General features: G+C 54.4%; 28 protein-coding genes and 1 other annotated feature. Of the genes, 16 read left to right on the forward strand and 12 right to left on the reverse strand.

The window, feature by feature from the left end; all coding sequences use genetic code 11:
* Positions 1–153 precede the first annotated feature (153 nt).
* Together phnW and phnX are read left to right on the forward strand one after the other, a co-directional pair.
* A complete protein-coding gene (gene phnW, locus BEI65_RS24840; RefSeq protein ID WP_099065517.1) occupies positions 154–1,257 on the forward strand; it encodes a 2-aminoethylphosphonate--pyruvate transaminase in 1,104 nt (367 codons plus the stop codon).
* Between the two features lie 8 nt (positions 1,258–1,265).
* Complete coding sequence (phnX, locus tag BEI65_RS24845; RefSeq protein ID WP_099065559.1) at positions 1,266–2,075, forward strand: phosphonoacetaldehyde hydrolase; 810 nt, start codon at positions 1,266–1,268, stop codon at positions 2,073–2,075.
* A gap of 63 nt (positions 2,076–2,138) precedes the next feature.
* Here phnX and BEI65_RS24850 read toward each other — a convergent pair whose 3' ends face one another.
* The 4 genes from BEI65_RS24850 to BEI65_RS24865 all read right to left on the reverse strand — a co-directional run bounded on the left by BEI65_RS24850 (position 2,139) and on the right by BEI65_RS24865 (position 6,674).
* The gene (locus BEI65_RS24850) at positions 2,139–3,530 is read right to left on the reverse strand and encodes an L-cystine transporter (RefSeq protein ID WP_198404508.1); all 1,392 of its coding nucleotides are present in this window, start codon (positions 3,528–3,530) and stop codon (positions 2,139–2,141) included.
* A gap of 184 nt (positions 3,531–3,714) precedes the next feature.
* Entirely contained in the window at positions 3,715–4,263 is a 549-nt protein-coding gene (locus BEI65_RS24855) for a metal-dependent hydrolase (protein ID WP_085116429.1), read from the reverse strand.
* A gap of 400 nt (positions 4,264–4,663) precedes the next feature.
* On the reverse strand, positions 4,664–5,329 hold the full coding sequence (hxpB, locus tag BEI65_RS24860; RefSeq protein ID WP_099065518.1) for a hexitol phosphatase HxpB: 666 nt from the start codon (positions 5,327–5,329) through the stop codon (positions 4,664–4,666).
* Positions 5,330–5,393: 64 nt separating this feature from the next.
* A complete protein-coding gene (locus BEI65_RS24865) occupies positions 5,394–6,674 on the reverse strand; it encodes an HdeD family acid-resistance protein (protein ID WP_099065519.1) in 1,281 nt (426 codons plus the stop codon).
* Positions 6,675–6,869: 195 nt separating this feature from the next.
* On the opposite strand from BEI65_RS24865, the gene BEI65_RS24870 reads away from it, so the two are divergent.
* A complete protein-coding gene (locus BEI65_RS24870) occupies positions 6,870–7,430 on the forward strand; it encodes a YniB family protein (RefSeq protein ID WP_099065520.1) in 561 nt (186 codons plus the stop codon).
* A 48-nt stretch (positions 7,431–7,478) separates the two neighbouring features.
* Here BEI65_RS24870 and BEI65_RS24875 read toward each other — a convergent pair whose 3' ends face one another.
* Positions 7,479–8,345, reverse strand: a complete 867-nt coding sequence (locus BEI65_RS24875; RefSeq protein WP_099065521.1) for a fructosamine kinase family protein — start codon at positions 8,343–8,345, stop codon at positions 7,479–7,481.
* Positions 8,346–8,609: 264 nt separating this feature from the next.
* On the opposite strand from BEI65_RS24875, the gene BEI65_RS24880 reads away from it, so the two are divergent.
* Entirely contained in the window at positions 8,610–9,059 is a 450-nt protein-coding gene (locus BEI65_RS24880) for a GNAT family N-acetyltransferase (protein WP_099065522.1), read from the forward strand.
* 38 nt (positions 9,060–9,097) lie between these two features.
* Here BEI65_RS24880 and BEI65_RS24885 read toward each other — a convergent pair whose 3' ends face one another.
* The 5 genes from BEI65_RS24885 to ghoS form a co-directional block, all read right to left on the reverse strand.
* Positions 9,098–9,958 carry a metal ABC transporter permease gene (locus BEI65_RS24885; protein ID WP_099065523.1) on the reverse strand — a complete coding sequence of 287 codons (861 nt, stop codon included), beginning with the start codon at positions 9,956–9,958 and terminating at the stop codon, positions 9,098–9,100.
* The gene (gene yfeC, locus BEI65_RS24890) at positions 9,958–10,818 is read right to left on the reverse strand and encodes an iron/manganese ABC transporter permease subunit YfeC (protein WP_085116436.1); all 861 of its coding nucleotides are present in this window, start codon (positions 10,816–10,818) and stop codon (positions 9,958–9,960) included. Before yfeC ends, BEI65_RS24885 begins: the two co-directional genes overlap by 1 nt.
* Positions 10,818–11,708, reverse strand: a complete 891-nt coding sequence (locus BEI65_RS24895) for a manganese/iron ABC transporter ATP-binding protein (RefSeq protein ID WP_099065524.1) — start codon at positions 11,706–11,708, stop codon at positions 10,818–10,820. Before BEI65_RS24895 ends, yfeC begins: the two co-directional genes overlap by 1 nt.
* Positions 11,705–12,649 (reverse strand): metal ABC transporter substrate-binding protein, encoded by a 945-nt coding sequence (locus BEI65_RS24900; protein WP_099065525.1) that lies wholly within the window; start codon positions 12,647–12,649, stop codon positions 11,705–11,707. Before BEI65_RS24900 ends, BEI65_RS24895 begins: the two co-directional genes overlap by 4 nt.
* A 131-nt stretch (positions 12,650–12,780) precedes the next feature.
* On the reverse strand, positions 12,781–13,080 hold the full coding sequence (gene ghoS / locus BEI65_RS24905; RefSeq protein ID WP_099065526.1) for a type V toxin-antitoxin system endoribonuclease antitoxin GhoS: 300 nt from the start codon (positions 13,078–13,080) through the stop codon (positions 12,781–12,783).
* Positions 13,081–13,189: 109 nt separating this feature from the next.
* Between ghoS and BEI65_RS24910 the strand changes: the two genes are divergently transcribed.
* The 6 genes from BEI65_RS24910 (at position 13,190) to BEI65_RS24935 (ending at position 20,834) form a co-directional block, all read left to right on the forward strand.
* Positions 13,190–13,855, forward strand: a complete 666-nt coding sequence (locus BEI65_RS24910) for a transglycosylase SLT domain-containing protein (RefSeq protein ID WP_099065527.1) — start codon at positions 13,190–13,192, stop codon at positions 13,853–13,855.
* 309 nt (positions 13,856–14,164) lie between these two features.
* On the forward strand, positions 14,165–14,890 hold the full coding sequence (locus BEI65_RS24915; protein WP_099065528.1) for a gluconate 2-dehydrogenase subunit 3 family protein: 726 nt from the start codon (positions 14,165–14,167) through the stop codon (positions 14,888–14,890).
* A 2-nt stretch (positions 14,891–14,892) separates the two neighbouring features.
* Positions 14,893–16,674, forward strand: coding sequence for a GMC family oxidoreductase (locus BEI65_RS24920; RefSeq protein ID WP_099065529.1), 1,782 nt, complete (start codon positions 14,893–14,895; stop codon positions 16,672–16,674).
* Positions 16,675–16,686: 12 nt separating this feature from the next.
* Positions 16,687–18,006 (forward strand): cytochrome c, encoded by a 1,320-nt coding sequence (locus BEI65_RS24925; RefSeq protein WP_198404509.1) that lies wholly within the window; start codon positions 16,687–16,689, stop codon positions 18,004–18,006.
* A gap of 261 nt (positions 18,007–18,267) precedes the next feature.
* Positions 18,268–19,551, forward strand: a complete 1,284-nt coding sequence (locus BEI65_RS24930) for an HAAAP family serine/threonine permease (RefSeq protein ID WP_099065531.1) — start codon at positions 18,268–18,270, stop codon at positions 19,549–19,551.
* 149 nt (positions 19,552–19,700) lie between these two features.
* On the forward strand, positions 19,701–20,834 hold the full coding sequence (locus BEI65_RS24935; protein ID WP_099065532.1) for an ABC transporter substrate-binding protein: 1,134 nt from the start codon (positions 19,701–19,703) through the stop codon (positions 20,832–20,834).
* A 39-nt stretch (positions 20,835–20,873) separates the two neighbouring features.
* Here BEI65_RS24935 and BEI65_RS24940 read toward each other — a convergent pair whose 3' ends face one another.
* Both BEI65_RS24940 and BEI65_RS24945 read right to left on the reverse strand, forming a co-directional pair.
* Entirely contained in the window at positions 20,874–21,563 is a 690-nt protein-coding gene (locus BEI65_RS24940) for a MarC family NAAT transporter (protein ID WP_099065533.1), read from the reverse strand.
* 116 nt (positions 21,564–21,679) lie between these two features.
* Positions 21,680–21,901, reverse strand: a complete 222-nt coding sequence (locus BEI65_RS24945) for a hypothetical protein (protein WP_099065561.1) — start codon at positions 21,899–21,901, stop codon at positions 21,680–21,682.
* A 288-nt stretch (positions 21,902–22,189) separates the two neighbouring features.
* On the opposite strand from BEI65_RS24945, the gene BEI65_RS24950 reads away from it, so the two are divergent.
* The 6 genes from BEI65_RS24950 (at position 22,190) to pheM (ending at position 26,382) form a co-directional block, all read left to right on the forward strand.
* The gene (locus BEI65_RS24950) at positions 22,190–22,816 is read left to right on the forward strand and encodes a hypothetical protein (protein ID WP_099065562.1); all 627 of its coding nucleotides are present in this window, start codon (positions 22,190–22,192) and stop codon (positions 22,814–22,816) included.
* 222 nt (positions 22,817–23,038) lie between these two features.
* Entirely contained in the window at positions 23,039–24,967 is a 1,929-nt protein-coding gene (thrS, locus tag BEI65_RS24955; RefSeq protein ID WP_099065534.1) for a threonine--tRNA ligase, read from the forward strand.
* A gap of 3 nt (positions 24,968–24,970) precedes the next feature.
* Positions 24,971–25,522, forward strand: coding sequence for a translation initiation factor IF-3 (gene infC, locus BEI65_RS24960; RefSeq protein WP_013812633.1), 552 nt, complete (start codon positions 24,971–24,973; stop codon positions 25,520–25,522).
* Positions 25,523–25,620: 98 nt separating this feature from the next.
* On the forward strand, positions 25,621–25,818 hold the full coding sequence (gene rpmI, locus BEI65_RS24965) for a 50S ribosomal protein L35 (protein WP_085116448.1): 198 nt from the start codon (positions 25,621–25,623) through the stop codon (positions 25,816–25,818).
* 43 nt (positions 25,819–25,861) lie between these two features.
* A complete protein-coding gene (rplT, locus tag BEI65_RS24970; protein WP_004943595.1) occupies positions 25,862–26,218 on the forward strand; it encodes a 50S ribosomal protein L20 in 357 nt (118 codons plus the stop codon).
* Positions 26,219–26,333: 115 nt separating this feature from the next.
* Positions 26,334–26,456, forward strand: a sequence feature (Phe leader region).
* Positions 26,338–26,382 carry a pheST operon leader peptide PheM gene (pheM, locus tag BEI65_RS27050; RefSeq protein ID WP_106120997.1) on the forward strand — a complete coding sequence of 15 codons (45 nt, stop codon included), beginning with the start codon at positions 26,338–26,340 and terminating at the stop codon, positions 26,380–26,382. It overlaps the preceding feature by 45 nt.
* Positions 26,457–26,568: the final 112 nt, after the last annotated feature.

The following is a 26,568-nucleotide window of genomic DNA, read 5'->3' on the forward strand; positions in this document are numbered from 1 at the left end:
AAAACCGCCTCCTTTCCTCCCTGGCCTGAAGGCCGAGGTTTCCCGGAGGCACTCTGATGAATTTTTTGTTTCAGCTGCGGTTGTCGTTTGACCCGAAGGCAAATTTACCGCCACTATACTCGCTATCTGGTATAGACCAAATGGGTGAGTGAAATGTCTGAACATAATTACCTGCTGTTAACGCCCGGCCCGCTGACCACCTCAAAAACGGTGAAAGAGGCGATGCTGTTCGATAGCTGTACCTGGGATGAAGACTACAACCTGGGCGTGGTACAGAGTATTCGTCAGAAATTGGTGGCACTGGCGACTCAATCGACGGGTTATACCTCGGTGCTGTTGCAGGGCAGCGGCAGTTTTGCGGTAGAGGCGGTGTTGGGCACGGTGATGGGGCCGCAGGACAAACTGCTGATCGTCAATAACGGCGCTTACGGCGCTCGTATGGTCGACATGGCCAGACTGATGGACCTCAATCACCACGAGTTTCACTGTGGTGAAGTGAATGAGCCGGATGTGGAGGCCATGGAAGCGGTGCTGAAAGGCGATGCACAGATTAGCCATATCGCCATGGTGCACTGCGAAACTACCACCGGGATGCTTAATCCGTTGGAGCGGGTTTCGGGCCTGGCAGCGCGCAACGGTAAAACCCTGATCGTGGATGCGATGAGCAGCTTCGGTGGCATTCCGCTGGATGTCGATGCGCTGGGCATTGATTACCTGATCAGCTCTGCCAATAAATGCATTCAGGGCGTGCCGGGTTTCGCCTTTGTGATTGCCCGCCGTAGCGAGCTGGAAAAGTGCGCCGGACGGTCGCGTTCGCTCTCGCTGGATCTATACGCCCAGTGGCGCTGCATGGAAGATAATGCCGGTAAATGGCGTTTTACCTCGCCGACTCACACCTTGCTGGCCTTTGCGCAGGCACTGCGCGAACTGGAGCAGGAAGGGGGAATTGATGCCCGCAACATCCGTTACCGCGCTAACCAGCAACGCCTGGTGGCGGGAATGCGTGAACTGGGATTCGAGACTTTGCTGGAAGATGAGTTGCACTCGCCGATCATTACCGCGTTCTATTCTCCGAAGGCCGAAACCTATCGCTTTACCGAGTTTTATCAGCGTCTCAAGCAGCAGGGCTTTGTTATTTATCCAGGCAAAGTTTCACAGAGCGACTGCTTCCGCATTGGCAATATCGGTGAGATTTATCCGCCGGATATCGAAGGTTTGCTGACCGCGGTCGGGCAGGCGATGTATTGGGATCTCTAAGGATGAGCATGAAGCAGATTAACGCAGTGATACTCGATTGGGCCGGCACCACGGTAGATTTCGGTTCCTTTGCACCGACACAGATCTTTGTTGAAGCCTTTAAGCAGACCTTTGATATCGACATTAGCCTGGCGGAGGCGCGCATTCCGATGGGGTTGGGTAAGTGGCAGCACATCGAAGCGCTGGGTAAGTTGCCAGAGGTGGATGTGCGCTGGCGGCAGAGGCTCGGCCGCTCGATGAATCGGCAGGATATCGATGCGCTGTACCAGGCCTTTATGCCGTTGCAGATTGCCAAGGTGGTTGATTTCGCCGAGCCTATCGAGGGGGTTCCGCAGGTCATAGCGGCGTTGCGCGAGCAGGGCATCAAGATAGGCTCCTGTTCCGGGTACCCGCGTGCAGTAATGGAGGTGTTGGCACCTGCCGCGGCGCTGCATGGTTATGCGCCGGATCATTGGGTGGCGACCGACGACCTGAGCGTGGGCGGCCGTCCCGGCCCGTGGATGGCGTTGCAGAACGTGATTGCACTGGGTATTGATGCGGTGGCGCACTGTGTCAAAGTGGATGACGCGGTGCCGGGCATAAGCGAAGGGTTGAATGCCGGTATGTGGAGCATCGGGCTGGCGCTGTCCGGCAACGAATTTGGCGCTACTTGGCAGGAATACCAGCAGATGAGCACCGCGGAGATTGAGCGGCGGCGTGCGCTGGCGACGGAGAAACTGTATGCCGCTGGAGCACACTACGTAATTGATACGCTGGTGCAACTGCCGGGAGTGATTGACGAAATCAATCAGCGGCTGGCGTCAGGCGAACGGCCATAACCTTTTCCAGACATAAAAAAACCGGGGCCAAGTGCTGCCCCGGTTTTTTATTGCCGACGAAATTTACTGGTGAGCCAGTTCCACTTCGTCTTCGCTGTCCATAATGGACTTGTCTGTCTGCTTCATCAGTTGGCTGGTGACGGTACCAGCGGTCATGGAACCACTGACGTTCAGCGCGGTACGGCCCATGTCGATCAGCGGTTCAACCGAAATCAGCAGGGCGACCAGCGTGACCGGCAGGCCCAGTGCGGGCAGCACAATCAGCGCGGCGAAGGTAGCGCCGCCACCCACGCCGGCAACACCGGCGGAGCTGATGGTGACGATACCCACCAGCGTGGCGATCCACACCGGATCCAGCGGGTTGATACCGACGGTAGGGGCAACCATTACCGCCAACATGGCCGGATACAGGCCCGCACAGCCATTCTGGCCGATAGTCGCGCCGAAAGACGCCGAGAAGCTGGCGATAGATTCCGGGATGCCCAGACGACGGGTTTGTGCTTCCACATTCAGCGGGATGCTGGCGGCGCTGGAGCGGCTGGTGAAGGCAAAGGTGATCACCGGCCAAACTTTGCGGAAGAATTTCGCCGGGTTAACGCCGGTGAAGGCCAACAGCACTGCGTGCACGCCAAACATGATGGCCAGGCCCAGATAAGAGGCCACCACAAAGCTACCGAGTTTAACGATGTCGTGGATGTTGGAACCGGCTACCACTTTGGTCATTAACGCCAGTACGCCGTACGGGGTCAGCTTCATGACCAGACGCACCAGCTTCATCACCCATGCTTGCAGGGTGTCGATGGCTACCAGTACGCGTTGGCCTTTCTCTTTATCGTCTTTCAGCAACTGCAGCGAAGCTACACCCAGGAAGGCGGCAAAAATCACCACGCTAATGATCGAGGTTGGGCTGGCACCGGTCAGATCGGCAAACGGATTTTTCGGCACGAACGACAGTACCAGTTGCGGTACGGTCAGATCTGCCACTTTACTGACGTAGTTGCTCTGAATGGCCACCATGCGCGCGCTTTCCTGCGTGCCCTGTACCAGACCCTCTGCGGTCAGGCCAAACAGGTTGGTCACCAGAACGCCCACCAGCGCGGCAATCAGCGTGGTGAACAGCAGGGTACCGATGGTCAGGAAGCTTATTTTGCCCAATGAAGAGGCGTTATGCAGCTTGGCGACCGCGCTCAGGATCGAGGCGAAGACCAGCGGCATGACAATCATTTGCAGCAGTTGTACATAGCCGTTACCGACAATGTTGAACCAGCTGATGGATTCTTTCAGTACCGGGTTGTCCGAGCCGTAAACCAGTTGCAGTGCCAGACCGAACACCACACCCATCACCAGACCAACCAGTACTTTTTTCGCCAGGCTCCATTGCTTGTGGCGGGTTTGCGCCAACAGCAAAAGGAGGGCGACAAAAATCACCACGTTAATAACCAGCGGAAGATTCATCCCCAATGTCTCCAATTATTTTTTCTTATATAAAAATGGCTATGCACCAAGGCGTAGCGATACTAAATATCGTAACAGTTTGCGTAACGGCTCACTTATATCCAAATGGAATTTAATATAACTTTGTGCGCGAATTTGTTTAATTAATCATCTGAATGAAGATTAAATGGCCGTTTTTTTGTGATCACAGTCTGATATTTTTTATTTGTTCAAAATATGACTGCACTGGAAGGGTGCAACCGCCTTGCCAATAGATGGCGAAAGCCACCAGACACAGGCACAGGGCGCGCTCGAGTTGATTGCCTTTTTGGGAATTGAGCAGCGGCAGGCGAAAACGCCAGCGGCAGGGCCAAAGCAAGGGCACGCCGGCCGGAGTGAGCATATCCGCCAACAGGTGGCTGAAGTAACCGATAATCATGGCGTGCAACACGTCGGGCGGGATCGGCCAACTGCGCGGCACGTCAAGCTGGAAAAGCGCCATGCCGCCGGCGATCGCCAGCAGGCTGTGGGTAAAACCGCGATGGCCGAAGGCACGCGAGATCGGGATGGCAATCCAGCGCAGGCGCTGACCCAGCACCGATTTGGGGTGATCGATATCGGGCAGTAGTGAGGTCAGCAGCGCGGCGGGGATAATATGCCACCAGTCGCCGGTAGCCAGCTCCGGTGTCACCTCGGCCTTCTTGGCGAAAATCGCGCAAGCGACAGAGAAAATAAGATGTCCTTCCGCGGTCATACTGCTGTTCCGACTGATAAACTGTTAATTTATCCAGTATATGGGAAAATTCCCAGTGGTGGAAGCAGTTACCCTGTAACCAATTGTTTATTTTATCCCGTTTTACAATGGCTTGTTATCTTAAGGGGTTAAGGGTTGTGCGTTTTTGAACTGACGCGAGGATTGAATGGAACGAAAACGCCGGGCGACCGGATTAGGCTGCGTGGCAGTGACAACCTGTACCGATCGCCCGGCGCTTTCTTAGGGTCCCAGCATAGAGAGCGTGGTACGGTAATTCAATATAAATGAAATAATGTTTTATTTATTTTGTGGTGTAGCGTCAGGTTTTGAAATCAGGCGGTGACAGGGGATTAGAGCGGGGATGAATAACGGCACCGGAAGTAGACCGATGCCGTGAAGATTACGCCAGGTGGTCCGGGGTAAGCTGTTCCAGTGTCTCGAGCTTATGGTCGGCCAATGCCCAGCGCTGATCATCGCGATATTCGTGCGCCGGGATAACAATTGAACGCATTCTGGCGGCCTTGGTGGCAATCATGCCGTTGAACGAGTCTTCCAGGGTGATACAACGCAGCGGATCGCTACCCAGGCGTTCGGCGGCGATCAGATACACCTCTGGGTGCGGCTTGCTGTAGGGCAGGTACTCGGCGGAAACCAGTTGATCAAAATAACCCTCGAGACCAAACATCTGCAGCACCTGTTGTTGCATGTGCAGCGGCGAGGCGGAAGCCAGGCCGATATTCAGATCCAGGCTGCGGCACAGCTCCAGCGCCTGGTGTACGCCCGGCAGCAATGGCTGCTTTTCACGGACCAGTTCGATGGCGCGTTCGATAATTCGCGCAGAGACTTCCTCCTGCGAAACCCCTTGCCACGGCATGGCCTGGTACCACATTTTCACCACCAGATCGATACGCAGACCCAGAGTATCCGGTAGCTTGTGGCGATCGGACAAGTCCAATCCCAGTGCGCCAAAGATATCCAGTTCCGCCTGTAGCCACAGGGGTTCTGAATCGATCAATAAACCGTCCATATCAAAAATAGCGGTTTCAATGCGTTGCGAATAGGCCATTAGCGGTTAACTCCTGCCGACGCCGGTGAATGTGCCCGCTACTTTATCATCGCCGACGCCGAGACTAAAACTTTTGCCTGCGTGGCGAGGCTTTGCCAAAGCGCAGGATACGCCACATTTCTCGCAGTTTTAGCCACCAGCGTTGGTGTTGGCGTTCGGTGACCTGCTGCAACATACGTGCATAATCCAGCACCAACCCCGGCGTCCAGGTCATGCTTTCACCACGACTGCGCAGCACCGCCAGCATCCACAGGTTGGGATCGAGCACCAGCAACAGAAATCGACGCCACAGATGCTTATCGCCCAGTACGCCTTCCAGCGCGCTGTCGAGCGCCCGAATAACCGTGGTTGAACAGTTGCGCCGGGTCAGGTTGTAGGTGCTGTCCTGCTGATAATCTTGCCAGAAAGCGCGTAGCGCCGTTGGGTTATAGCGGTGGAACTGGATTTTTTTGTCCGGTGGGCACCAGGCGGCAACCTCTTGCTGCAGGCCGGGCAGAAAGCGCCCGTCGACGTTGTTTTGCTCACCGGAATGCAGCAACTGGCGGAAATCCTGCGCCGAGTGGCTGATATCGTTAAGCGGGTAGTGGCTGATATACACATCGGGTGCCAGCGCCAAAGCGGCGTGACCGGTGGAGATATTGCCACCGCCATCCACCGCGGCGATGTAGCGATCGACAATGTAGCGGCGGCGCGCGTCTTTTGCCGAGCCGATTGGCGTCCAGACATAGACGGTGAGTGGAAGGGTTTCATTGATCCGAGGCGGCGCAGTGGGGGCCTGGTTCTGATTTAGCGCAAAACTCTCCAGCTGCCGGGCGATACGCAGCAGCGCCCAGCCGGAAAGCAGGATCATCACGCCGAGGCAAAAGGGCACCGTCATTCGGTGGGGGGCCGGCCAGCCGACAAAAATCATCAGTGAAAGCAGAATTTCGCCGCAGCCCGCCAGGGCTACCGGTTTCCAGCGGCTGTGCTGGATCACCGTGGAGGAGGCGATTCGCACCGCGCCATCCAACAACAGCGCGCTGCCAAACACCAGCGTGGCGACGATATTATCGTCTGCGGGCACGTCCAGCATCAAGAAGGCCATAAACAAGAAGCCCAGCCCCTTCAGCAGTACCGGCCGGCTGGCGGATGAGCCAATCACCAGCGCGGCAGAGATTGCCACCAGCCCCTCCAGCGCCAGCATCACCGCCAATGCATCTAACGCCAGTACCGAACGGCCATCCTGCAATATGTCGAACAACATCAGTGCGCCAACGGCGATCCACAGCCAGCCGAACAGCATCAGCAGGCGGCGCTGCCCGTGCAGTGCCTGTGGGCCCAACAATAAGATAATCAGCCGGATCATGGTGGCCCCTGTCTAAACGGATTGATTTAACTATATAACTATTTAATGGTAACGCGCGGATGCCGTTAAGCTGTTGATTTCGGATAAACCCGGCTACGCTTGTAGCACAGCAAGGCTGAAGAAAACGGTGGGCGAGTTTCAGTAACTACAGGTAGACTTAGCCTATTACGGTTACGTCGCTTACAAGGGGAACACATGACGTATCAACAGGCTGGGCGCATCGCCATTATCAAACGTATTCTAGGCTGGGTGGTTTTCATCCCGGCGTTGCTGTCGACGCTGATCTCAATGTTGATGTTTGTTTATCAACACAGTGAAAAAACCAAAGGCATTAATGCGGTAATGCTGGATTTTGTCCACGTGATGGTTGATATGGTGCGCTTCAATACGCCGTTCCTGAATATCTTTTGGTATAACTCGCCGGTTCCTGACATAGAGAAAAGCTTGTTCAGTGGCGCTAATTTCATGTTTATCGTTATTTATATTCTGATTTTTGTCGGGCTGGCACTGCAGGCTTCAGGTGCGCGTATGTCACGTCAGGTGAAGTTTATCCGCGAAGGCCTGGAGGACCAGATGATCCTCGAGCAGGCCAAGGGCAGCGAAGGGCATACCCGTGCGCAGTTGGAAGAACGTATTACGCTGCCGCACCACACCATCTTCTTGCAATACTTCCCGCTGTACATTTTGCCGGTGGTGATTGCCGTGATCGCCTGGTTTGTGATCAAACTGCTTGGTCAACTGGCCGGCACGGCTTGAGGTGATATGAGGTCAGGTAAAGGCGCTGGATTCAGCGCCTTTATTTTATCAGGACTCGGGGTGGAGCAGAATTTCTACCGCGCGCTGGGCGCGGACCAAATGCTGGCCGCCAAACAGATTGCTGCGGTTGAGCAGGTAATACAGTTGATACAGCGGCTGACGTTCGATAAACCCACTCTCCAGGGGCCAGACGCTCTGGTAGCCGTCATAAATCTGCGGCGGCAGTTCCGGATACAGCGGCAGCATCGCCAGATCGCACTCTCTGTCTCCCCAATAACAGGCCGGGTCAAACAGTAAGGGGCCATTGGTGGTTAGAGCGCAGTTGGCCGGCCACAAATCGCCATGCAGCAGTGAAGGCTGCGGCTGATGGTGCTGCAGGCGCAGATAAACCGCGTCAACAATCTCGTCAATATCCCCGAAGGTCATGCCTTTCTCCGCCGCCATCTGCAACTGCCAGCCAATGCGCTGCTCGGCAAAAAACTCTGACCAGCGGCGCTGCCAGGCATTGGGTTGCGGGGTGGTGGACAGATCGTTGTCGAAGTCGAGACCGAACTGTGGTTGTTCACTCCATTGATGCAGATGGGCCAGTTGTTGGCCAAGACAGTAGGCGCCATGGGCGTCAAAGGGTTTCAGGGGTTGGTATTCCAGCAGCAGGAAGCTGTAGTCACGATCGCTGCCGACGCCGTACACCTGAGGCACCCGCACGGTTTTACTACGTGCGAGCAATTCCAACTGGTCGGCCTCGGCGGTAAAGATGGGCAACAGCTCACGGGCATCGCATTTGACAAACACCTGGTTGTCACCGTAACTCACACGCCATGCCGGGTGAATATCGCCCCCGGGCAGTTCGGTTCTTTCGCGGATTTCTGCGCTGCCAAGATGTTCACTTAACAGACGGCTAACGGCTTGCCACATGGTACACCCCCTCTGTGTTGCCTGCGAATTCATTAGGTTAGCGTCTTTAGCCTGAAGAAAACACGACCTGGCGCACAGCTGGCACCAACAACTGGCGATTTTCTCGCCATCCGCGTTTGCTCAAAGTATATACGCTATTGATTAATTTAAGCACTGTGCATGTTGCAACTTGCCGACGTGAGGGCGATGTTTATCAGGCCAGCTATGGCTGAGGCGAAAGGGTGTTTTTTTGATGTCTTTTATTATCAATGAGATGAGAAATTAATGGAGCAAAACCAGCAGTGGCAACGCGGTGAATACCGGATCAACAGCGATAAAAGTGAATTAAATATCGCCTTTACCCACGCTTTTTTGACCACCTCGACCTGGGCGAGTGGTATTTCGCTGGCGACGGTACAGCTGGCCATCGATAACAGCCTGTGTTTTGGCCTGTATCACCAGCAACAGCAGGTTGGTTTTGCACGTCTGGTCACGGATTACACCACCTTCGGCTACCTGTGTGATGTGTTTGTCTCTCCGGATTACCAGCGGCAGGGGCTGGCGCGTTGGTTGATGGATTGCACGCTGGAGCATCCGGTGTTGCAACGGTTGCGGCGAATTATGTTGGTGACCGGCACTGCGCCGTGGCTGTATCAGAAGGTGGGCTATGAAGCGGTGAATCGCGAGGACTTTGTCTGGCACATTGTCCGGCCAGATATCTACCAGCAGCAGTAACACCAGGCGGCGGTGCTAATTGGGCACCGCCACCGGTTTCAAGGCTTCGCGTTGAGCAAGCCCTCTTCGTGACGTTGTAACGGTCTGAATTTGCTGTACAGCAGGGCGACCACAAACAGAATCGCCTGGACGATCACAATGCAGGGGCCGGTGGCTCCGTCGATGTGGAAGCTGATTAAGGTGCCGAGCACGCAGGAGAATACCGATACCACCGTGGCGACTATCAGCATGCGATCAAAGCTGCGGCACAGCATAAAGGCAATAATGCCCGGTGCGATCAGCATCGCAATCACCAGGATCACCCCCACCGCCTGCAGCGAGGCGACAATGGTCAGCGCCAGCAGACACAGCAGCCCGTAGTGCAAAAGCTTCACCGGCAAGCCAATCACCCTGGCATGGTTGGGATCGAAACAGTAAAGCATTAAATCTTTGCGTTTCAGCAACACCACCAGCAGGGTAATGCCGGCCATCAGCAGCGTTTGTTTCAGCTCGGCGTCGGTAATGCCCAGCATATTGCCGAACAGAATGTGGCTCAGGTGCTGGTCGGTATCGACGCGTGAAAACAACACCAGCCCGAAGGCGAACATGCCGGAGAACACGATACCCATCACCGTATCTTCTTTCACCCGGCTGTTTTCCTTCAGGTAACCGGTGGCGACCGCACAGAAAATACCGGAGAAAAATGCGCCGATCACCACCGGGATGCCGAGCACGAACGCCAGCACGATACCGGGCAGCACCGCATGCGAGATGGCATCCCCCATCAGCGACCAGCCTTTGAGTACCAGATAACACGACAGCACCGCACACACTACGCCAGTGACGATAGCGGCCAGGATCGCCCGCTGCATAAACGGGTAGGCGAAGGGTTCGCTGAGCAGTTGATACAGAGTTTCCATCAGTGGCCTCCGGTTTGTTCACGCGCCACGCGGCGTTTGGATGCCAGCAGACCGTGTTTGGGGGCGAAGAAAAAGGCTGCCAGGAACACCAGCGTCTGCAGGGTCACGATCACCCCACCGGTCGCGCCATCGAGGAAGAAACTCAGGTAGGCACCGAAACCGCTGGTTAGCGCGCCGATCACGATAGCGATTATCACCAGCCGACTGAAGCGGTCGGTCAGCAGATAGGCAGTTGCCCCCGGCGTGATGACCATGGCGATCACCAAAATCGCGCCGACTGTTTGTAATGCCGCCACGGTGCAGGCGCTGAGCAGGGTGAAGAACAGGATCTTCAACCGCAGCGGCGACAGGCCGATCGACACCGCGTGGTTTTCGTCAAAGAACACCGCCAGCAGGTCTTTCCACACCAGGCACAGGATCAGCAGTGAAACGCCGATGATAATCTCGACCTGCAACACGTCTTCGTCGGCGATGCCGAGAATATTGCCGAAGATAATCGACTGTACGTTAACCGAGGTCGGGTTGAGCGAAACGATCAGCAGACCGACGGCAAAGAAGGTGGAAAAGATAAAGCCGATAATCGCGTCTTCGCGCAGGCGGGTGACGTGGCGTACCAGCGTCATGGCCAGCGCGGCCAGCATACCGGTGAAAAATGCCCCGGCGGCGTAGGGCAGACCCAGCGCATAGGCTCCGGCGACACCGGGCACCACCGAGTGCGACAGTGCGTCACCCATCAGCGACCAGCCTTTCAGCATCAGGTAGGCGGAAAGAAACGCGCAGGCGGCACCAACGATGGCACTGACCCAAATGGCTTTGACCATGTAGTTGTAACTGAAGGGTTGCAGCAGAATGTCCAGCATCAGGGTTGTTTCTCCTTTGGCTGGCTTTGCGCAGGCGGATCGCTCTTGGTATGGCCATAGAACACCGCCGGGCGCTCGTCATCGGTCAACACCGTCACGGTGCGCGGATCGTTGTCGTCGTGCAGGTCTGGGCCGGACAGGTTGATATGGCGCAGTACGCCGCCGAACGCCTGTTCCAGGTTGCTCTGGGTAAAGGTAGTTTCGGTCGGTCCTGCGGCCAGCACCGTGCGGTTAATCAGGATCACCCGATCGCAAAACTCCGGCACGCTGCCCAGGTTATGGGTGGAGACCAGGATCAGGTGGCCTTCATCGCGCAGCGCACGCAGCAGGTCGATAATGGCGTTCTCGGTTTTGACGTCGACGCCGGTAAAGGGTTCGTCCAGCAGCAGGACCGTGCCTTGTTGTGCCAGTGCGCGCGCCAGAAAAACGCGTTTTTTCTGGCCTCCGGAAAGCTCACCAATCTGGCGAGAGCGCAGTTCGCTCAGACCCACGCGCTCTAGCGCCTTATCGGCCCGCAGTCGGTCTTCCTTTGAAGGGATGCGCAGGAAGTTCATCTTGCCATAGCGGCCCATCATCACCACGTCTTCCACCAATACCGGGAAATTCCAGTCAACCTCTTCGGTTTGCGGGACGTAGGCGATGACGTTTTTCTTTAGTGCTTGCGCGACCGGCTGCTCGTTGAGCTGTACGCGGCCGGTGGTGGGCCTGACCAGTCCCATGATGCTTTTGAACAGGGTCGACTTGCCGCTGCCATTGACGCCAACCAGCGCGCAGATGGCACCACCGCTCAGGGTAAAGCTGGCGTTGTGGATCGCGGTATGGCCGTTATTGTAGGTCACGGTAACGTCGTCCACGCTCAATTCAGGGCGGACAAAAACCTCAGTGGTCATTGATCAAATCCTTTGGCAATGGTTTGTACGGTGACATTGAGCAGGTCGATATAAGTCGGTACCGGGCCGTCCTGAGTGGACAGCGAATCGACATACAGCACACCGCCGTATTTTGCACCGGTCTCTTTCGCCACCTGTTTGGCCGGCTTGTCGGAAATGGTGCTTTCGCTGAAGACCACCGGAATATGGTGGGCGCGCACGGCGTCGATTACCCGGCGGACCTGCTGCGGTGACCCTTGTTCATCGGCGTTGATCGGCCACAGGTACACTTCTTTCAACTGATAGTCTTTGGCCAGATAGCTGAAGGCGCCTTCACTGGTCACCAGCCAACGCTGGGCTTCAGGAATGCGTGCCAGACGTTCGCGCAGTGGCGCGTCCAACGCGGCAATTTTGGCAGCATAGGCTTTGGCATTGCGGTTATAGGTTTCTGCGTTGGCCGGATCGTGCTGCACCAGCGCTTTACGGATATTTTCGATATACACCAGTGCATTGCTGGCGGACATCCAGGTATGTGGGTTAGGGTTGCCGTTATACGGTCCTTCGCGGATCGGCAGTGGGGTGATGCCTTCGGTGACGACCGCAGCGGGCACCTGTTTGATGTTCTCGAAGAAGCGCTGGAACCAACGTTCCAGATTCATGCCGTTCCACAGGATCAGGTCGGCATGTTGTGCCTTGACGATATCGCGCGGCGTTGGCTGGTAATCGTGGATTTCCGCGCCCGGTTTGGTGATTGACTCCACCACGGCGGCGTCACCGGCCACGTTTTGGGCGATATCCTGAATGATGGTAAAGGTGGTTACCACGCGCAGCTTTTTTTCCGCCAAGGCGCCATGGCTGGCGAGACCAGCGGTCAATAACAGACACAGCAGGGCGACAGGGCGGAAAAAGCCCCGGGGCTTAATCAGGGACAGGCGGGGAAAAGCGCGTTGTTTCATAAACATGGTGACATCTCCTGGCTCAAATGAAAATGATTATCAATATCAATTATAGCAAAGTCAAGCGTCACCTGCCGGCAGACTGCCGGTTATTTACTCAGTGGGAAAAATAATACCGCCCGGTGAGTTATAGCATTTTATGTATCAGCATGTAACCGCTTAAGGTAGTCGTCGTAGGTGACAATATCGACCTCGGGTGTTTTCCCCAGAGCCACCTCCGCCAGCTTCTGTGCCAGGAGCAGTACATCCTGTTGATCCAATGGGGTTATCAACGCAAAGCTGTTGCTGCCCAGCTCATGCGGAACGCCATTTTCGTCGGTCACCGACGTGACAAATCCCTGAAGGGTTAATTGTCCTGTCAGCTTGGCCAAATCAGCTAATCCTTCTTCCTGATAGCGAAAAGTCACCACAAAACACGTCGTTGCAGATTGACTCATAAATCACCTCTTGGTATACGAGTAGCTTGAGATTAGACCAAAAAAAGCGTACAGGCGTCCTTACAAGTTGTATATGCTACGCAACTCATTGAAAGGAGTGAGGGATTCTGTGAAAACAAAAATAGGTTGCCTGACGGCAATTTTGCTTTTGTCGGGTTGTGCCAAAGACCCACAAACAGCAAACAATATTTCAGGCAGTGGCACATCGCGTGGCGGTTGGTTAAAGACCCCCCCGCAGGCTCCAGTTAACCGTACGGGGACACCGGTAGCCTATAACGATTACATTCGTCAGGCCGCTAACAGCTATGGCGTAGACGAAACGCTGATTAAAGCGATTATTCAGGTGGAGTCCGGGTTTAATCCGAACGCCGTAAGCACTTCGAACGCAGTCGGGTTAATGCAGTTAAAACCTTCAACCGCCGGGCGTGACGCCTATCGTCTGAAAGGAAGAAGCGGGCAGCCAAGCTCGCGTGAGTTGAAGGATCCGGCGGTTAATATTGATCTGGGAACGGCCTATATCAATATTCTTCAAAGCCAGCAGCTAGCCGGGATCAACGATCCACAAACATTACGTTACGCAACTATCGTTTCTTATGTGAATGGGGCAGGCGCCATGCTGCGCACCTTCTCATCAGACAAGCGCGTGGCGGTGAACCGCATCAACCAGATGAGTCCGGATGAGTTCTATCAACACATTCAGAAAAAGCATCCGGCTCCACAGGCACCACGCTATTTATGGAAGGTGACCACTGCCTACCAGGCGATGTCACCCTAGTTCAGATTTGTTAGTCAAACCGGCCGCCAAAACGGCCGGTTTTTTTTATGGCTAGACGGTAAAATCGCGACATATCTCCCATTTCTCGTTATTTCCCATCCTGTTACCTGAAAAACCGCACGAATAGTTAATTTTACATTAACCATCAATTCTTTACGTTCATTCAATAAGTTACCGGTAACATTGTGGCGCTTGCTCACATTCTGAGCTTCAATAAACATACAAATAAGTAACAATTTATGTTTAAAACCCGCATCGACCGCAAGGTTGAGGTTAAATAGTTGTGATTATCTTTGGATGGAATGTGACATGTCGGACGATAAAACTAACAATTCACGGCGCGATTTCCTGTTGAAATCGATGACTTTAATTCCCGCAGCGGTGATTGGTGGCAGCGGCGTTAGCGCGCTGACGGCCTCAATACCGGCGGTTGCGGCAACGGACACCCCAAAACAAAACGACTACCAGCCTACGTTCTTCACCCCGGAGGAGTGGGCCTTCGTCAAGGCGGCGACGGCACGGCTGATCCCGGCCGACGATCGCGGTCCTGGCGCGCTGGAAGCCGGTGTACCGGAGTTTATTGATCGTCAGATGAATACCCCGTACGCCACCGGTTCGATCTGGTATATGCAGGGGCCGTTTAACCCGGATGTACCGAAAGAAATGGGTTACCAACTGCCGCTGGTACCGAAACAGATCTACAACCTGGGCATCGCGGACGCCGATGCCTACTGCAAGAAAACCGCCGGTAAACCCTTTGCCGAACTGGACGCTGCACAGCAGGACGCGCTGCTGCAGAAATTTGAATCCGGTGAAGCGGAATTCGCGCAGTTGCCTGCCAAACTGTTCTTCTCCTACCTGCTGCAAAACACCCGCGAAGGTTTCTTCAGCGATCCGATCCATGGCGGTAATAAAGACATGGTCGGCTGGAAACTGATTAATTTTCCGGGCGCACGCGCCGACTTTATGGACTGGGTTGAGCGAGGGGAACGTTATCCCTTACCTCCGGTTTCAATTCGTGGGGAGAGGGGGTAACAATGGCAACGGTAATGAAAAAAGTAGACGCGGTGATCGTCGGCTTCGGTTGGGTGGGCGCAATTATGGCCAAAGAGCTGACCGAAGCGGGGCTGAACGTGGTGGCGCTGGAGCGCGGCCCGATGCGCGATACCTATCCGGATGGTTCCTATCCGCAGGTGATCGACGAACTGACCTATAACATCCGCCGCAAGCTGTTCCAGGACCTGTCGAAAAGCACCGTGACCATTCGTCACAATACCAGCCAGGCTGCGGTGCCTTATCGTCAGTTGGCGGCGTTCCTGCCGGGTACCGGCGTGGGTGGCGCAGGCCTGCACTGGTCTGGTGTGCATTTCCGCATCGATCCTATCGAGCTGCGTATGCGTAGCCATTACGAAGAGCGTTATGGCAAAAGCTTTATCCCGAAGGACATGACCATCCAGGACTTCGGTGTCACCTACGACGAGCTGGAGCCGTTCTTCGACAAGGCCGAGAAAGTGTTCGGAACCTCCGGCACCGCCTGGACCGTCAAGGGGCAGAAGATGGCGCCGAAGGGCGGAAACCCCTTCGCGGCTGACCGTTCCGACAACTTCCCGTTGCCGGCGCAGAAGAATACGTTCTCTGCGCAAATGTTCGAGAAAGCGGCGCGGGACGTGGGCTATCACCCGTATAACCTGCCTTCCGCCAACACCTCGGATTCCTATACCAACCCGTATGGCGCGCAGATGGGGCCGTGCAACTTCTGCGGTTTCTGCAGTGGCTACGCCTGCTACATGTATTCCAAAGCCTCGCCGAACGTCAATATTCTGCCGGCATTGCGCATGGAGAAACGCTTCGAACTGCGCACCAACGCCAACGTGTTGAAAGTGAACCTGACCGCCGACAAGTCTCGTGCGACCGGGGTGAACTACATTGACGCGCAGGGCCGTGAAATCGAACAGCCGGCGGAGTTGGTGATCCTGGGGGCGTTCCAGTTCCACAACGTGCATCTGATGCTGCTGTCCGGCATCGGTAAACCTTACGATCCGGTGACCGGCGAGGGTGTGGTAGGCCGTAACTTCGCTTACCAAAATCTGACCACCATCAAGGCGTTCTTCGACAAGGACGTATTCACCAACCCGTTCATCGGTGCGGGTGGTAACGGGGTCGGGGTCGACGATTTCAACGCCGACAACTTTGACCATGCCAAAGCAGGCTTCGTTGGCGGTTCGCCGTTCTGGGTCAACCAGGCGGGCACCAAACCGATCTCCGGCTTGCCAACCCCTCCGGGCACTCCGGCCTGGGGCAGCAAGTGGAAAGCGGCAGTAGCTGACGCTTACACCCATCATCTGTCGATGGACGCCCACGGCGCGCATCAGTCGTATCGCAGCAACTATCTGGACCTCGATCCCAACTACAAGAACGTGTTCGGCCAGCCGCTGCTGCGCATGACGTTCGACTGGCAGGAAAACGACGTCAAGATGTCGCAATTTATGTACGACAAAATGGCGCCGATCGCCAAGGCCATGAACCCGAAACTGATTGCCGGCAGCCCTAAAAACGCCGACAGCCATTTCGATACCACCAGCTACCAAACCACCCATATGAACGGTGGCGCGGTGATGGGGGAAGATCCCAAGACCAGTGCGGTGAACCGCTATCTGCAAAGCTGGGACGTGCATAACGTGTTCTCGATCGGGGCGTCGGCCTTCCCGCAGGGGCTGGGTTACAACCCGACCGGCACCGTGGCCGCGTTGGCTTACTGGTCTGCCCGCGCTATTCGCGAGCAGTATCTGAAAAACCCAGGCCCTTTGGTGCAGGCATAAGGACGGCGACTGATGAAAGCATTTGTTCCCGCACTGGTTCTCAGTGCACTGAGTTTTTCCGTTTGGGCGCAGGACGCCACGGTCAGCAGCGAGCTGATCAAACGCGGCGAATATCTGGCGCGCGCCGGCGACTGCGTGGCCTGCCACACTAACGGCAAAAGCGGTAAAGAATTTGCCGGTGGCCTGGCGATGGAAACGCCGATCGGCACCATTTACTCCACCAATATTTCGCCGGACAAGAAAACCGGTATCGGTGATTACAGCTTCGAGGACTTCGACAACGCGGTGCGCAAGGGTGTCGCCAAAAACGGCAGCACCCTGTACCCGGCGATGCCCTATCCGTCGTTCGCGCTGGTGAAAGAGGACGACATGCGTGCCATGTATGCCTATTTCATGCACGGCGTTCCGGCGGTGGAACAGGCCAATAAGGATTCCGACATTCCCTGGCCGCTGTCGATGCGCTGGCCGCTGAGTCTCTGGCGCGGCATGTTTGCGCCGTCGCCGGCGGATTTTGTGGCTGATGCCAAGGCCGATCCGGTGATCGAACGTGGTCGCTATCTGGTGGAAGGGCTGGGCCACTGTGGTGCCTGCCATACGCCACGCAGCATCACCATGCAGGAAAAAGCGCTGAGCAATAACGACGGTGACAACTACCTGGCCGGCAGCAATGCGCCGATCGACGGTTGGGTTGCCTCCAGCCTGCGCGGTGACAACAAGGACGGGTTGGGCACCTGGAGCGAGGCCGAACTGACCGAGTTCCTGAAAACCGGCCGTAACGATAAGTCGATTGTGTTTGGCGGTATGAGTGATGTGGTTGAGCATAGCCTGCAGTATCTCAGCGATGAGGATCTGACGGCGATCTCGCGTTACCTGAAAACGCTGCCGCCGAAAGACGGTAAGCAACAGCCAGCACCGGTAGAAGACAGCGTAGCCAAGGATCTGTGGCGAGGTGACGACAGCAAGCCCGGAGCGGCTCTGTACGTCGATAACTGCGCGGCCTGCCACCGTACCGATGGCGTGGGCTACAAACGCGCCTTCCCGGCGCTGAAGGGCAATCCGGTGGTGCAGACCGAAGATGCGACCTCGTTGATCCACATCGTATTGACCGGTAACACGACGCCGGCGGTGAAAGGGGCGGTATCCAACATCACCATGCCACCGTTCGGCTGGCGTCTGAACGACCAGCAGGTGGCGGAAGTGGTTAACTTCATTCGCTCAAGCTGGGGTAACAGCGCCAAGCCGGTCAGCGCCTCGGACGTGGCCAGCGTGCGAAAAGACCAGAAGGACATGGGCAGCGCTGCGGTGCCGGAACATCCGGACGCGAACAAGTAAGTCATCCTCCCGGGGCCTCGTCAGAGGCCCCAGATTTTTGTGCTGCCAACGCCGATTTTCACCGCAATCATTGTTCGCGAAGTAGCCACTCAGCCAGTGAAAGATAGACCCGGGCAGCGTTTTTAATTATCCTTTGCCGTCCTTTTACCAGGCATAAGAATGAAAATCTGAGTTAATCCACTGATTATTATTAAAAATTCGCGGAGAAGGATATCCCGTTAGGCGCAATCGTTGTCGCTGCAGATTAAGGTAAGCTTTCCTATGAGTACGATTTCTCCCGATTCAGGCACGCTGGTTTCCGCCCAGCCGGGCAAATGGAACAAGACTGACACCGTCTGGATGTTCGGTCTCTACGCCACTGCGGTGGGGGCAGGTACGTTGTTTCTGCCGATCAACGCCGGCTTAAACGGCCCACTGGTGCTGCTGTTGATGGCACTGTTTGCCTTCCCACTGACTTATTTACCGCACCGTGCCCTGAGCCGCTTTGTGCTTTCCGGCTCCAGCCGCGACGGCAATATCCATGATGTGGTGGTCGAGCACTTTGGCGTGCTGGCCGGCAAAATTATCATGGTGCTGTACCTGATGGCGTTCTTCCCGATCGTGCTGGTGTACAGCATTTCGATCACCAACGCGCTGGACAGCTTCCTGACTCATCAGTTTCACCTGACGCCGCTGCCACGTATCTGGCTGAGCCTGGCGGTGGTGGTGGTGTTGAATCTGGTCCTGCTGCGCGGTAAAGATGCCATCGTTTCGGCGATGGGCATGCTGGTGTTCCCGCTGTTGGTATTTTTGATGGGCATCTCGCTGTACCTGATGCCGACCTGGCAAACCGCCAACTTCGTCAGTGGCCTCGCCAACACTCAGTTCAGCAGCCCGGATCTGTGGCATTCGTTGTGGCTGGCCGTGCCGGTGATGGTGTTTTCTTTTAGCCACGCGCCGATCATTTCGTCCTTCGCCTCGACCCAAAAGAGCCTGTATGGCGAACTGGCTGAACGCCGCTGCGCGCGTATCATGCGCTACAGCTATGTGCTGATCTGCGTTACCGTGTTGTTCTTTGTCCTCAGTTGCGTGCTGAGCCTGTCCCACGAAGAGATGCAGCAGGCGAAAGATCAAAACATTACCGTGCTGACTACGCTGGCGAACAAATTCTCCAACCCGCTGATCGCCTATTTGGGGCCGATGATGGCGATGCTGGCGATGGCCAAGTCCTACCTGGGCACCTCCCTCGGGGTGACCGAAGGGGCGACCAGCCTGATTGACGGCCTGACGCGCGCCGTTGGCAAACCGTTAAGCTCGCGTATTACGCACCGTATTTCCGCCGTGTTGTTGTTCCTGATGACCTGGGCGGCAACGGTCTGGAACCCAAGTGCACTGCATATTATTGAAACCATCAGCGGCCCGCTGATCGCGGCGATCCTGTTTATTTTGCCGATGTATGCGGTACGTGCCGTGCCTGCCATGCGTCGCTACCGTGCGCTGAGCAACGTCTTTGTGCTGGTGATGGGCCTGATTGCGTTGTCGGCGCTGATTTACGGCCTGATTTAACCTGTGCGGCACGCCGAAATTGGCGTGCCGCCTTGCTGCTGTTCACATCTCTTTTCAATTAAGCGAAAACTCGCCCGGCGTTCTCTTTGATAATGGGAGCAATTCTCATTATTATTTCCGGATTAATTTCCAACGCTAAGGAGTTTTACGTGCACCGTCGAATAACCCTGCTGGCTTTGGCCTGCGCCTGTGGTTTGTCTACCCAGGCGATGGCAACCACTTATCCACTGACCCTGACCGATACCGCCGGACAGACGGTGACGATTAAACAAGAGCCGAAACGCATCGTGGTGCAGGACGGGCGCGATATTCTGACGCTGGCCTTGCTGGACCGTGCCGATCCCTTTACCCGGCTGGTGGCGTGGAACAACCTGCTGAAGAAAAGCGATGGCGAAACCTGGAAAATCTTGCAGAGCAAATGGCCTGAAGCGAACAACATTATCGATATGGGGTTCAGCGACAAGGGCGAGATCAACCTCGAAAGCGTGATCGCCAAACATCCCGACCTGATGGTGGCGCAACTGCGCTCCAAACCCTCACTGAGCCAGACTGGCGTACTCGACAAGTTACAAGCGTTGAATATTCCGGTGCTGTTTATCGACACCATGCTCAAGCCGGTGGAAAACACGCCCAAAAGCATTAGCTTGCTGGGGGAAACCCTGAACCGTGAGAGTGAAGCGAAACAGTACACCGATTTTTATCAGCAGCACTATCAGAGCATCCTCGATAAAACCAAAACGGTAGAGCCAAAGCCCCTGGTGTTTATTGAAGCCAAAGCCGGCCTGAATGGGCTTGAGTCTTGCTGCTTCACCCATGCACACGTGGGTTGGGGTGGGATGATCGAGGCGATAGGGGCACGCAATGTCGGTTCTGCACTGTTGCCGGGCGCGACCGGTGACGTCTCGCTGGAAAAAGTGATCAGCATGAAGCCGGACGCCTATATTGTTTCCGGTTCTCAATGGGCCAGCAAAACCAACGCTGCGGTGCCCTTTGGCTATGGTGTGACGCAACAGCAGGTGGATGACGCGTTCAATCGCATGAAGCAGCGCCCGGGCTTTGCTCAGGTCTCGGCGGTGAAAGATGGCCGCTTCTACGGCATTTACCACAATTTCTACAACCACCCGTACAATATTGTCGGGCTGGAGTATTTGGCGAAATTTATCTATCCAAATCAGTTCAAGGATTTGGATCCGGCGAAAACCTACAGTGAGATCCTCAGTCGTTTTACCGAAGTACCGGAAGGTAAGGGGATTTTGGGCGCGCAGGCCCCGGCAGGTAAATAGTGAAGTGGGCGCGATTCATTATCGCGCCCGTTTAATCGGTCAGGCAACGGCTGGCGTATAGGTCGAGATGATCTCCAGGATGCCGTTGATAATAAACTGTACGCCCATACACACCAGCAGGAAGCCCATCAGGCGTGAGATGGCCTCAATGCCGCTTTGACCCACCAAACGCATGATTGCACCGGAGCTGCGCAGGCAGGCCCACAAAATCAGGGCGACCGTCAGGAAGATGGCGACCGGTGCGACCAGCAGCACCCAGTGTGCAAATCCCAGCGTATTTTCTTTAACGCTCGAGGCCGAGCTGATGATCATCGCAATGGTACCGGGGCCGGCGGTGCTGGGCATCGCCAAGGGGACAAAGGCGATATTGGCCGAGGTTTTCTTACGCAACTCATTGCTTTTGCTTTCAACCTCGGGAGCCTCATCCGCACTTTGCTGCGGGAACAGCATACGAAAGCCGATAAATGCCACAATCAACCCACCGGCGATCCGTAAACCGGGAATCGAGATACCGAAGGTGTTCATCACCAACTGACCGGCATAGAACGCCACCGTCATGATGAAGAATACGTAAACCGATGCCATCAACGATTGCTGGTTGCGTTCTTCGCGCGTCATATTGCCCGACAGCCCGAGCAGCAGCGCGACGGTGGTCAGCGGGTTGGCCAGTGGCAGCAGCAGTACCAAGCCCAGACCGATGGCCTGGATCAACTGCAGAATACTTGTCATAACGCAAACTCCCTGTTTTCAGTCAAAAGCGCGGCGCAGCTTATTGCCTGGCTTGCCCTGCAAGTCGCGGCAGCAATATGAGACTAAAGGTTAAAATAAAATGGTTTTGTGCAACATCAACCCGGAATGCCTGGGGGGGTAAGGTCAGGAACGGCGTCAACGTCAGCATCATCGTCGCTCACGCAATCGTTGGTAATCTCCGGCGTATCCTCACATTCCATAGGCGGCTCATTCACCGCGATAGCTCGGGGGTGACGATCCGCCCCCAGGTGGAGCAAGGCAAAAATAACCGTCAGCACCACGCAGGAACCCACCAGTAACTTCAATAACCGATTCATGATACGGGGTACTGTCTCAACTCTGCCGTTAATGGCATCAGAATAGCGGGAGTGGGGGATGTTCGCCATAGCTGATTTTTGAGTGAAAAATGCATCGGAAGCTCGTTGAACCAACGTCAGCAATCTTTTTTCCTGCGCTTACCTTGGTAGTTTTGCCTGAGATTTTTGTTTTTTATGGCGCTTTGGCGCTGTGCCAGCCCCGAGAAGGGCCTATTTCGCATTAATTGCCACGATCCCCATAGACAGAGGCCTACCATAGGCGCGCTTTAAATAATAACGAGTATGACTATGAAACATGATCTGCAAATTATACTGGGGAAAGTAAGTCGTTTTCTGCTTTATAGCCTGTTACTGGCCGGCTTGATGGGGCTGATCTTTATCGATGTGCATTGGCTGCATAACTTTGTCTACGAAACCTCTTTAACTGAAATAGTCCAGGAGCTGATGCTTGCCACTATCTCATCCTGCTTTTTCATTGCGGCATGTCGGCAACCCACTTACCGACCGGCGTGGATGTTGGTCAGCGGGTTTTTCCTGTGCATGCTGATTCGTGAGATGGATTTTGCTTTCGATATGCTCTGGCATGGCGCCTGGATGTGGTTTGCCCTGGCGGTTACGCTGATTTGTCTGGGGTATGCGTCACGTCATGTCGCTGCCACCTTACAGGGGCTGGTGCATTTTGTGACGCACCCGAGCTACGGCATGATGTGTGCTGGTCTGCTGTGCATTTTGGTGTTCTCACGCCTGTTTGGCATGAATTTACTGTGGCAGACATTGATGCTCGATGGTTACAACCGGGTGGTGAAGAATATGGTTGAAGAGGGGTGTGAACTCCTGGGGTATACCTTCTGCCTGATTGCCACCCTGAGTTACCTGAAAGGCACTTTATCGTCATGCAAGGTAGATATTCGATAAGCGGGTTTGAATTGCAGTTTATTTATCCGAAACATTTTTAGTGATAGTATCCACTTAGCCAAATATGGCTGTGAAGGTATGCTTTTCATTCTGTGTACCAGGTTAGGTATCAATCTGGCAATTGTGGGCGAGATCTGAAACCTAACTGACTAAATCCCAATCCAATTTTCGTACTGCATGTGATCTGTCGTGTGGGTCACCACTGTAGATAAGGAATTATTAATGCCTGTTATTACTCTTCCTGATGGAAGTCAGCGTCATTTCGAAAACTCTGTTTCCCCCCTCGATGTTGCCCTTGATATCGGCCCTGGTCTGGCGAAAGCCTGTATTGCCGGCCGTGTGAACGGCGAATTGGTTGATGCCGGCGATCTGATCGAATCAGATGCGCAATTGGCGATCATCACCATCAAGGACGCCGAAGGCCTGGAAATCATGCGCCACTCTTGTGCGCACCTGTTGGGCCATGCGATCAAACAACTGTGGCCAGACACCAAAATGGCCATCGGCCCAGTGATCGACAACGGTTTCTACTATGACGTTGATATTGACCGTACCCTGACGCAGGAAGACCTGGATCTGCTGGAAAAGCGGATGCACGAGTTGGCCGACAAAGATTACGATGTCATCAAGAAAAAGGTGAGCTGGCAAGAAGCTCGCGATACCTTTGCTGCGCGTGGTGAAAACTACAAAGTGGCGATTCTGGATGAAAACATCAGCCATGACGACCGTCCTGGCCTGTATCACCATGAAGAATATGTCGACATGTGCCGCGGTCCGCACGTACCGAACATGCGTTTCTGTCATCACTTCAAACTGCAGAAAACGTCGGGCGCTTACTGGCGTGGCGACAGCAAGAACAAAATGCTGCAGCGTATCTACGGTACTGCCTGGGCAGACAAGAAACAGCTGAATGCCTACCTGCAGCGTCTGGAAGAGGCCGCCAAGCGCGACCACCGCAAGATCGGCAAGCAGCTCGACCTGTACCATATGCAGGAAGAAGCGCCGGGCATGGTGTTCTGGCACAACGACGGCTGGACTATTTTCCGCGAGCTGGAAGCCTTTGTGCGCATGAAGCTCAAAGAGTACCAGTATCAGGAAGTGAAAGGGCCATTTATGATGGACCGTGTGCTGTGGGAAAAAACCGGCCACTGGGAAAACTATAAAGACGCCATGTTCACTACCTCGTCGGAAAACCGCGAGTATTGCATCAAGCCAATGAACTGCCCGGGTCACGTGCAGATCTTCAACCAGGGCCTGAAGTCTTATCGCGATTTACCGCTGCGTATGGGTGAGTTCGGCAGTTGCCACCGTAACGAGCCTTCGGGTTCTCTGCATGGCCTGATGCGCGTGCGTGGTTTCACTCAGGATGACGCCCATATCTTCTGTACTGAAGAGCAGGTGCGTGCTGAAGTGAACGAATGCATCAGAATGGTCTATGATGTGTACGGCACCTTTGGCTTCGACAAGATTGCGGTGAAACTGTCCACCCGTCCTGAGAAGCGCATTGGTACTGACGATATGTGGACCCGTGCGGAAGAGGATCTGGCTGCGGCGCTGACTGAAAACGGGATTCCGTTTGAATATCAGCCGGGTGAGGGTGCCTTCTACGGACCAAAAATTGAATTTACTCTGCATGATTGTTTGGATCGTGCATGGCAATGTGGTACCGTGCAGCTCGATTTCTTCTTACCGGGCCGTTTAGGCGCATCGTATGTTGGCGAAAACAACGATCGCGTGGTCCCTGTAATGATTCACCGTGCTATTTTGGGCTCCATGGAGCGTTTCATCGGTATCCTTACCGAAGAATACGCAGGGTTCTACCCAACCTGGATTGCTCCGGTACAGGTGGTGGTGATGAATATCACCGACAGCCAGTCTGATTATGTCCAACAATTGACCAAAAAATTGCAGGACGCAGGTATTCGCGTTAAAGCGGACTTGAGAAATGAGAAGATTGGCTTTAAAATTCGCGAACATACTTTACGACGGGTTCCATACATGTTGGTGTGCGGTGATAAAGAGGTCGAATCAGGCAAAGTTGCCGTTCGTACCCGCCGTGGCAAAGACCTGGGAAGCCTGGACGTAAACGAAGTCGTAGACAAGCTGCTAAAAGAGATTCGCAGCCGTAGTCTTCATCAACTGGAGGAATAAAGTATTAAAGGCGGAAAACGAGTTCAACCGGCGCGTCCTAATCGCATTAACAGAGAAATTCGCGCGCAAGAAGTTCGCCTAACCGGCGTCGATGGCGAGCAGATTGGTATTGTCAGTCTGAATGAAGCTCTTGAAAAAGCTGAGGAAGCGGGCGTTGATTTAGTAGAAATCAGCCCAAATGCCGAACCGCCAGTTTGTCGAATCATGGATTACGGCAAATTCCTCTACGAGAAGAGCAAGTCGACAAAAGAACAGAAGAAGAAGCAAAAAGTTATTCAGGTCAAGGAAATCAAATTCCGTCCTGGTACCGATGATGGCGACTATCAGGTCAAACTACGCAACCTGATTCGCTTTCTGGAAGATGGCGATAAAGCCAAAATCACCCTGCGTTTCCGTGGGCGTGAGATGGCGCACCAACAGATCGGTATGGAAGTGCTTAACCGCGTCCGTAAAGACCTGTGTGAAGATTCTGATCTGGCCATTGTCGAATCCTTCCCTACGAGGATCGAAGGCCGTCAGATGATCATGGTGCTCGCACCGAAGAAGAGGCAGTAAGGCTTCCAAGTAATAGAACCCACGCAGCGCTTGCGTTGTGTGGGCTTTATTCGCCTCACTGATTCGTTGTTTAACAATGCGAAGTGGATTTAATTAAAATGCCAAAGATTAAAACTGTACGTGGTGCAGCCAAGCGCTTCAAAAAAACCGGCAGCGGTGGTTTTAAGCGCAAGCATGCTAACCTGCGTCATATTCTGACCAAAAAAGCAACCAAGCGTAAACGTCACCTGCGTCCGAAAGGCATGGTGTCACAAAACGATCTTGGCCTGGTTATTGCGTGCCTTCCGTACGCATAAGCCATTTTTTTTGAATCTAGAATAAGACTTTAGGAGAGAGCATATGGCTCGCGTAAAACGTGGTGTAATTGCACGCGCACGTCACAAGAAAATTTTAAAACAAGCGAAAGGTTACTACGGTGCCCGTTCGCGCGTTTATCGTGTTGCCTTCCAGGCAGTAATCAAAGCAGGTCAGTATGCTTACCGTGACCGTCGTCAACGTAAGCGTCAGTTCCGTCAGCTGTGGATTGCACGTATCAACGCAGCTGCTCGTGTGAACGGCCTGTCTTACAGCAAATTCATTAACGGCTTGAAAAAAGCTTCTATTGAAATTGACCGTAAGATCCTGGCTGACATCGCAGTCTTCGACAAAGTGGCCTTTGGCGCACTGGTCGAGAAAGCGAAAGCAGCACTGGCGTAAGTCAGTTATTAAAGAGGGAGCTTGCTCCCTCTTTAATCTTTGTTTTCAGCTACGAATATTGACTTTTATTGACCGCCGCCGTATCACTGGTGGACAATCATCGACAAGGTAACGCAATCATGAACGCTGCTATTTTTCGTTTCTTTTTTTACTTTAGCGCCTGAACTCAGGAGGCTTTGCGCGTAAGAAAAGAAACGAAAAGTAGCGCCTAAGCCTCCCCTGTGGAGGCTTTTTTGTTTTTGGCCATCTCCAGTCATTGCCGGGCTATAACTTAAAATGCTTTGGAGATGCGCTAAAGGCGTGTTCGAATAATAGATAACAATTACTTAGAGCCATATCGGCCAGAGGAA

This window comes from Serratia sp. BW106 (genome assembly GCF_002607755.1).
GTDB classification, from domain to species: domain Bacteria; phylum Pseudomonadota; class Gammaproteobacteria; order Enterobacterales; family Enterobacteriaceae; genus Serratia; species Serratia proteamaculans.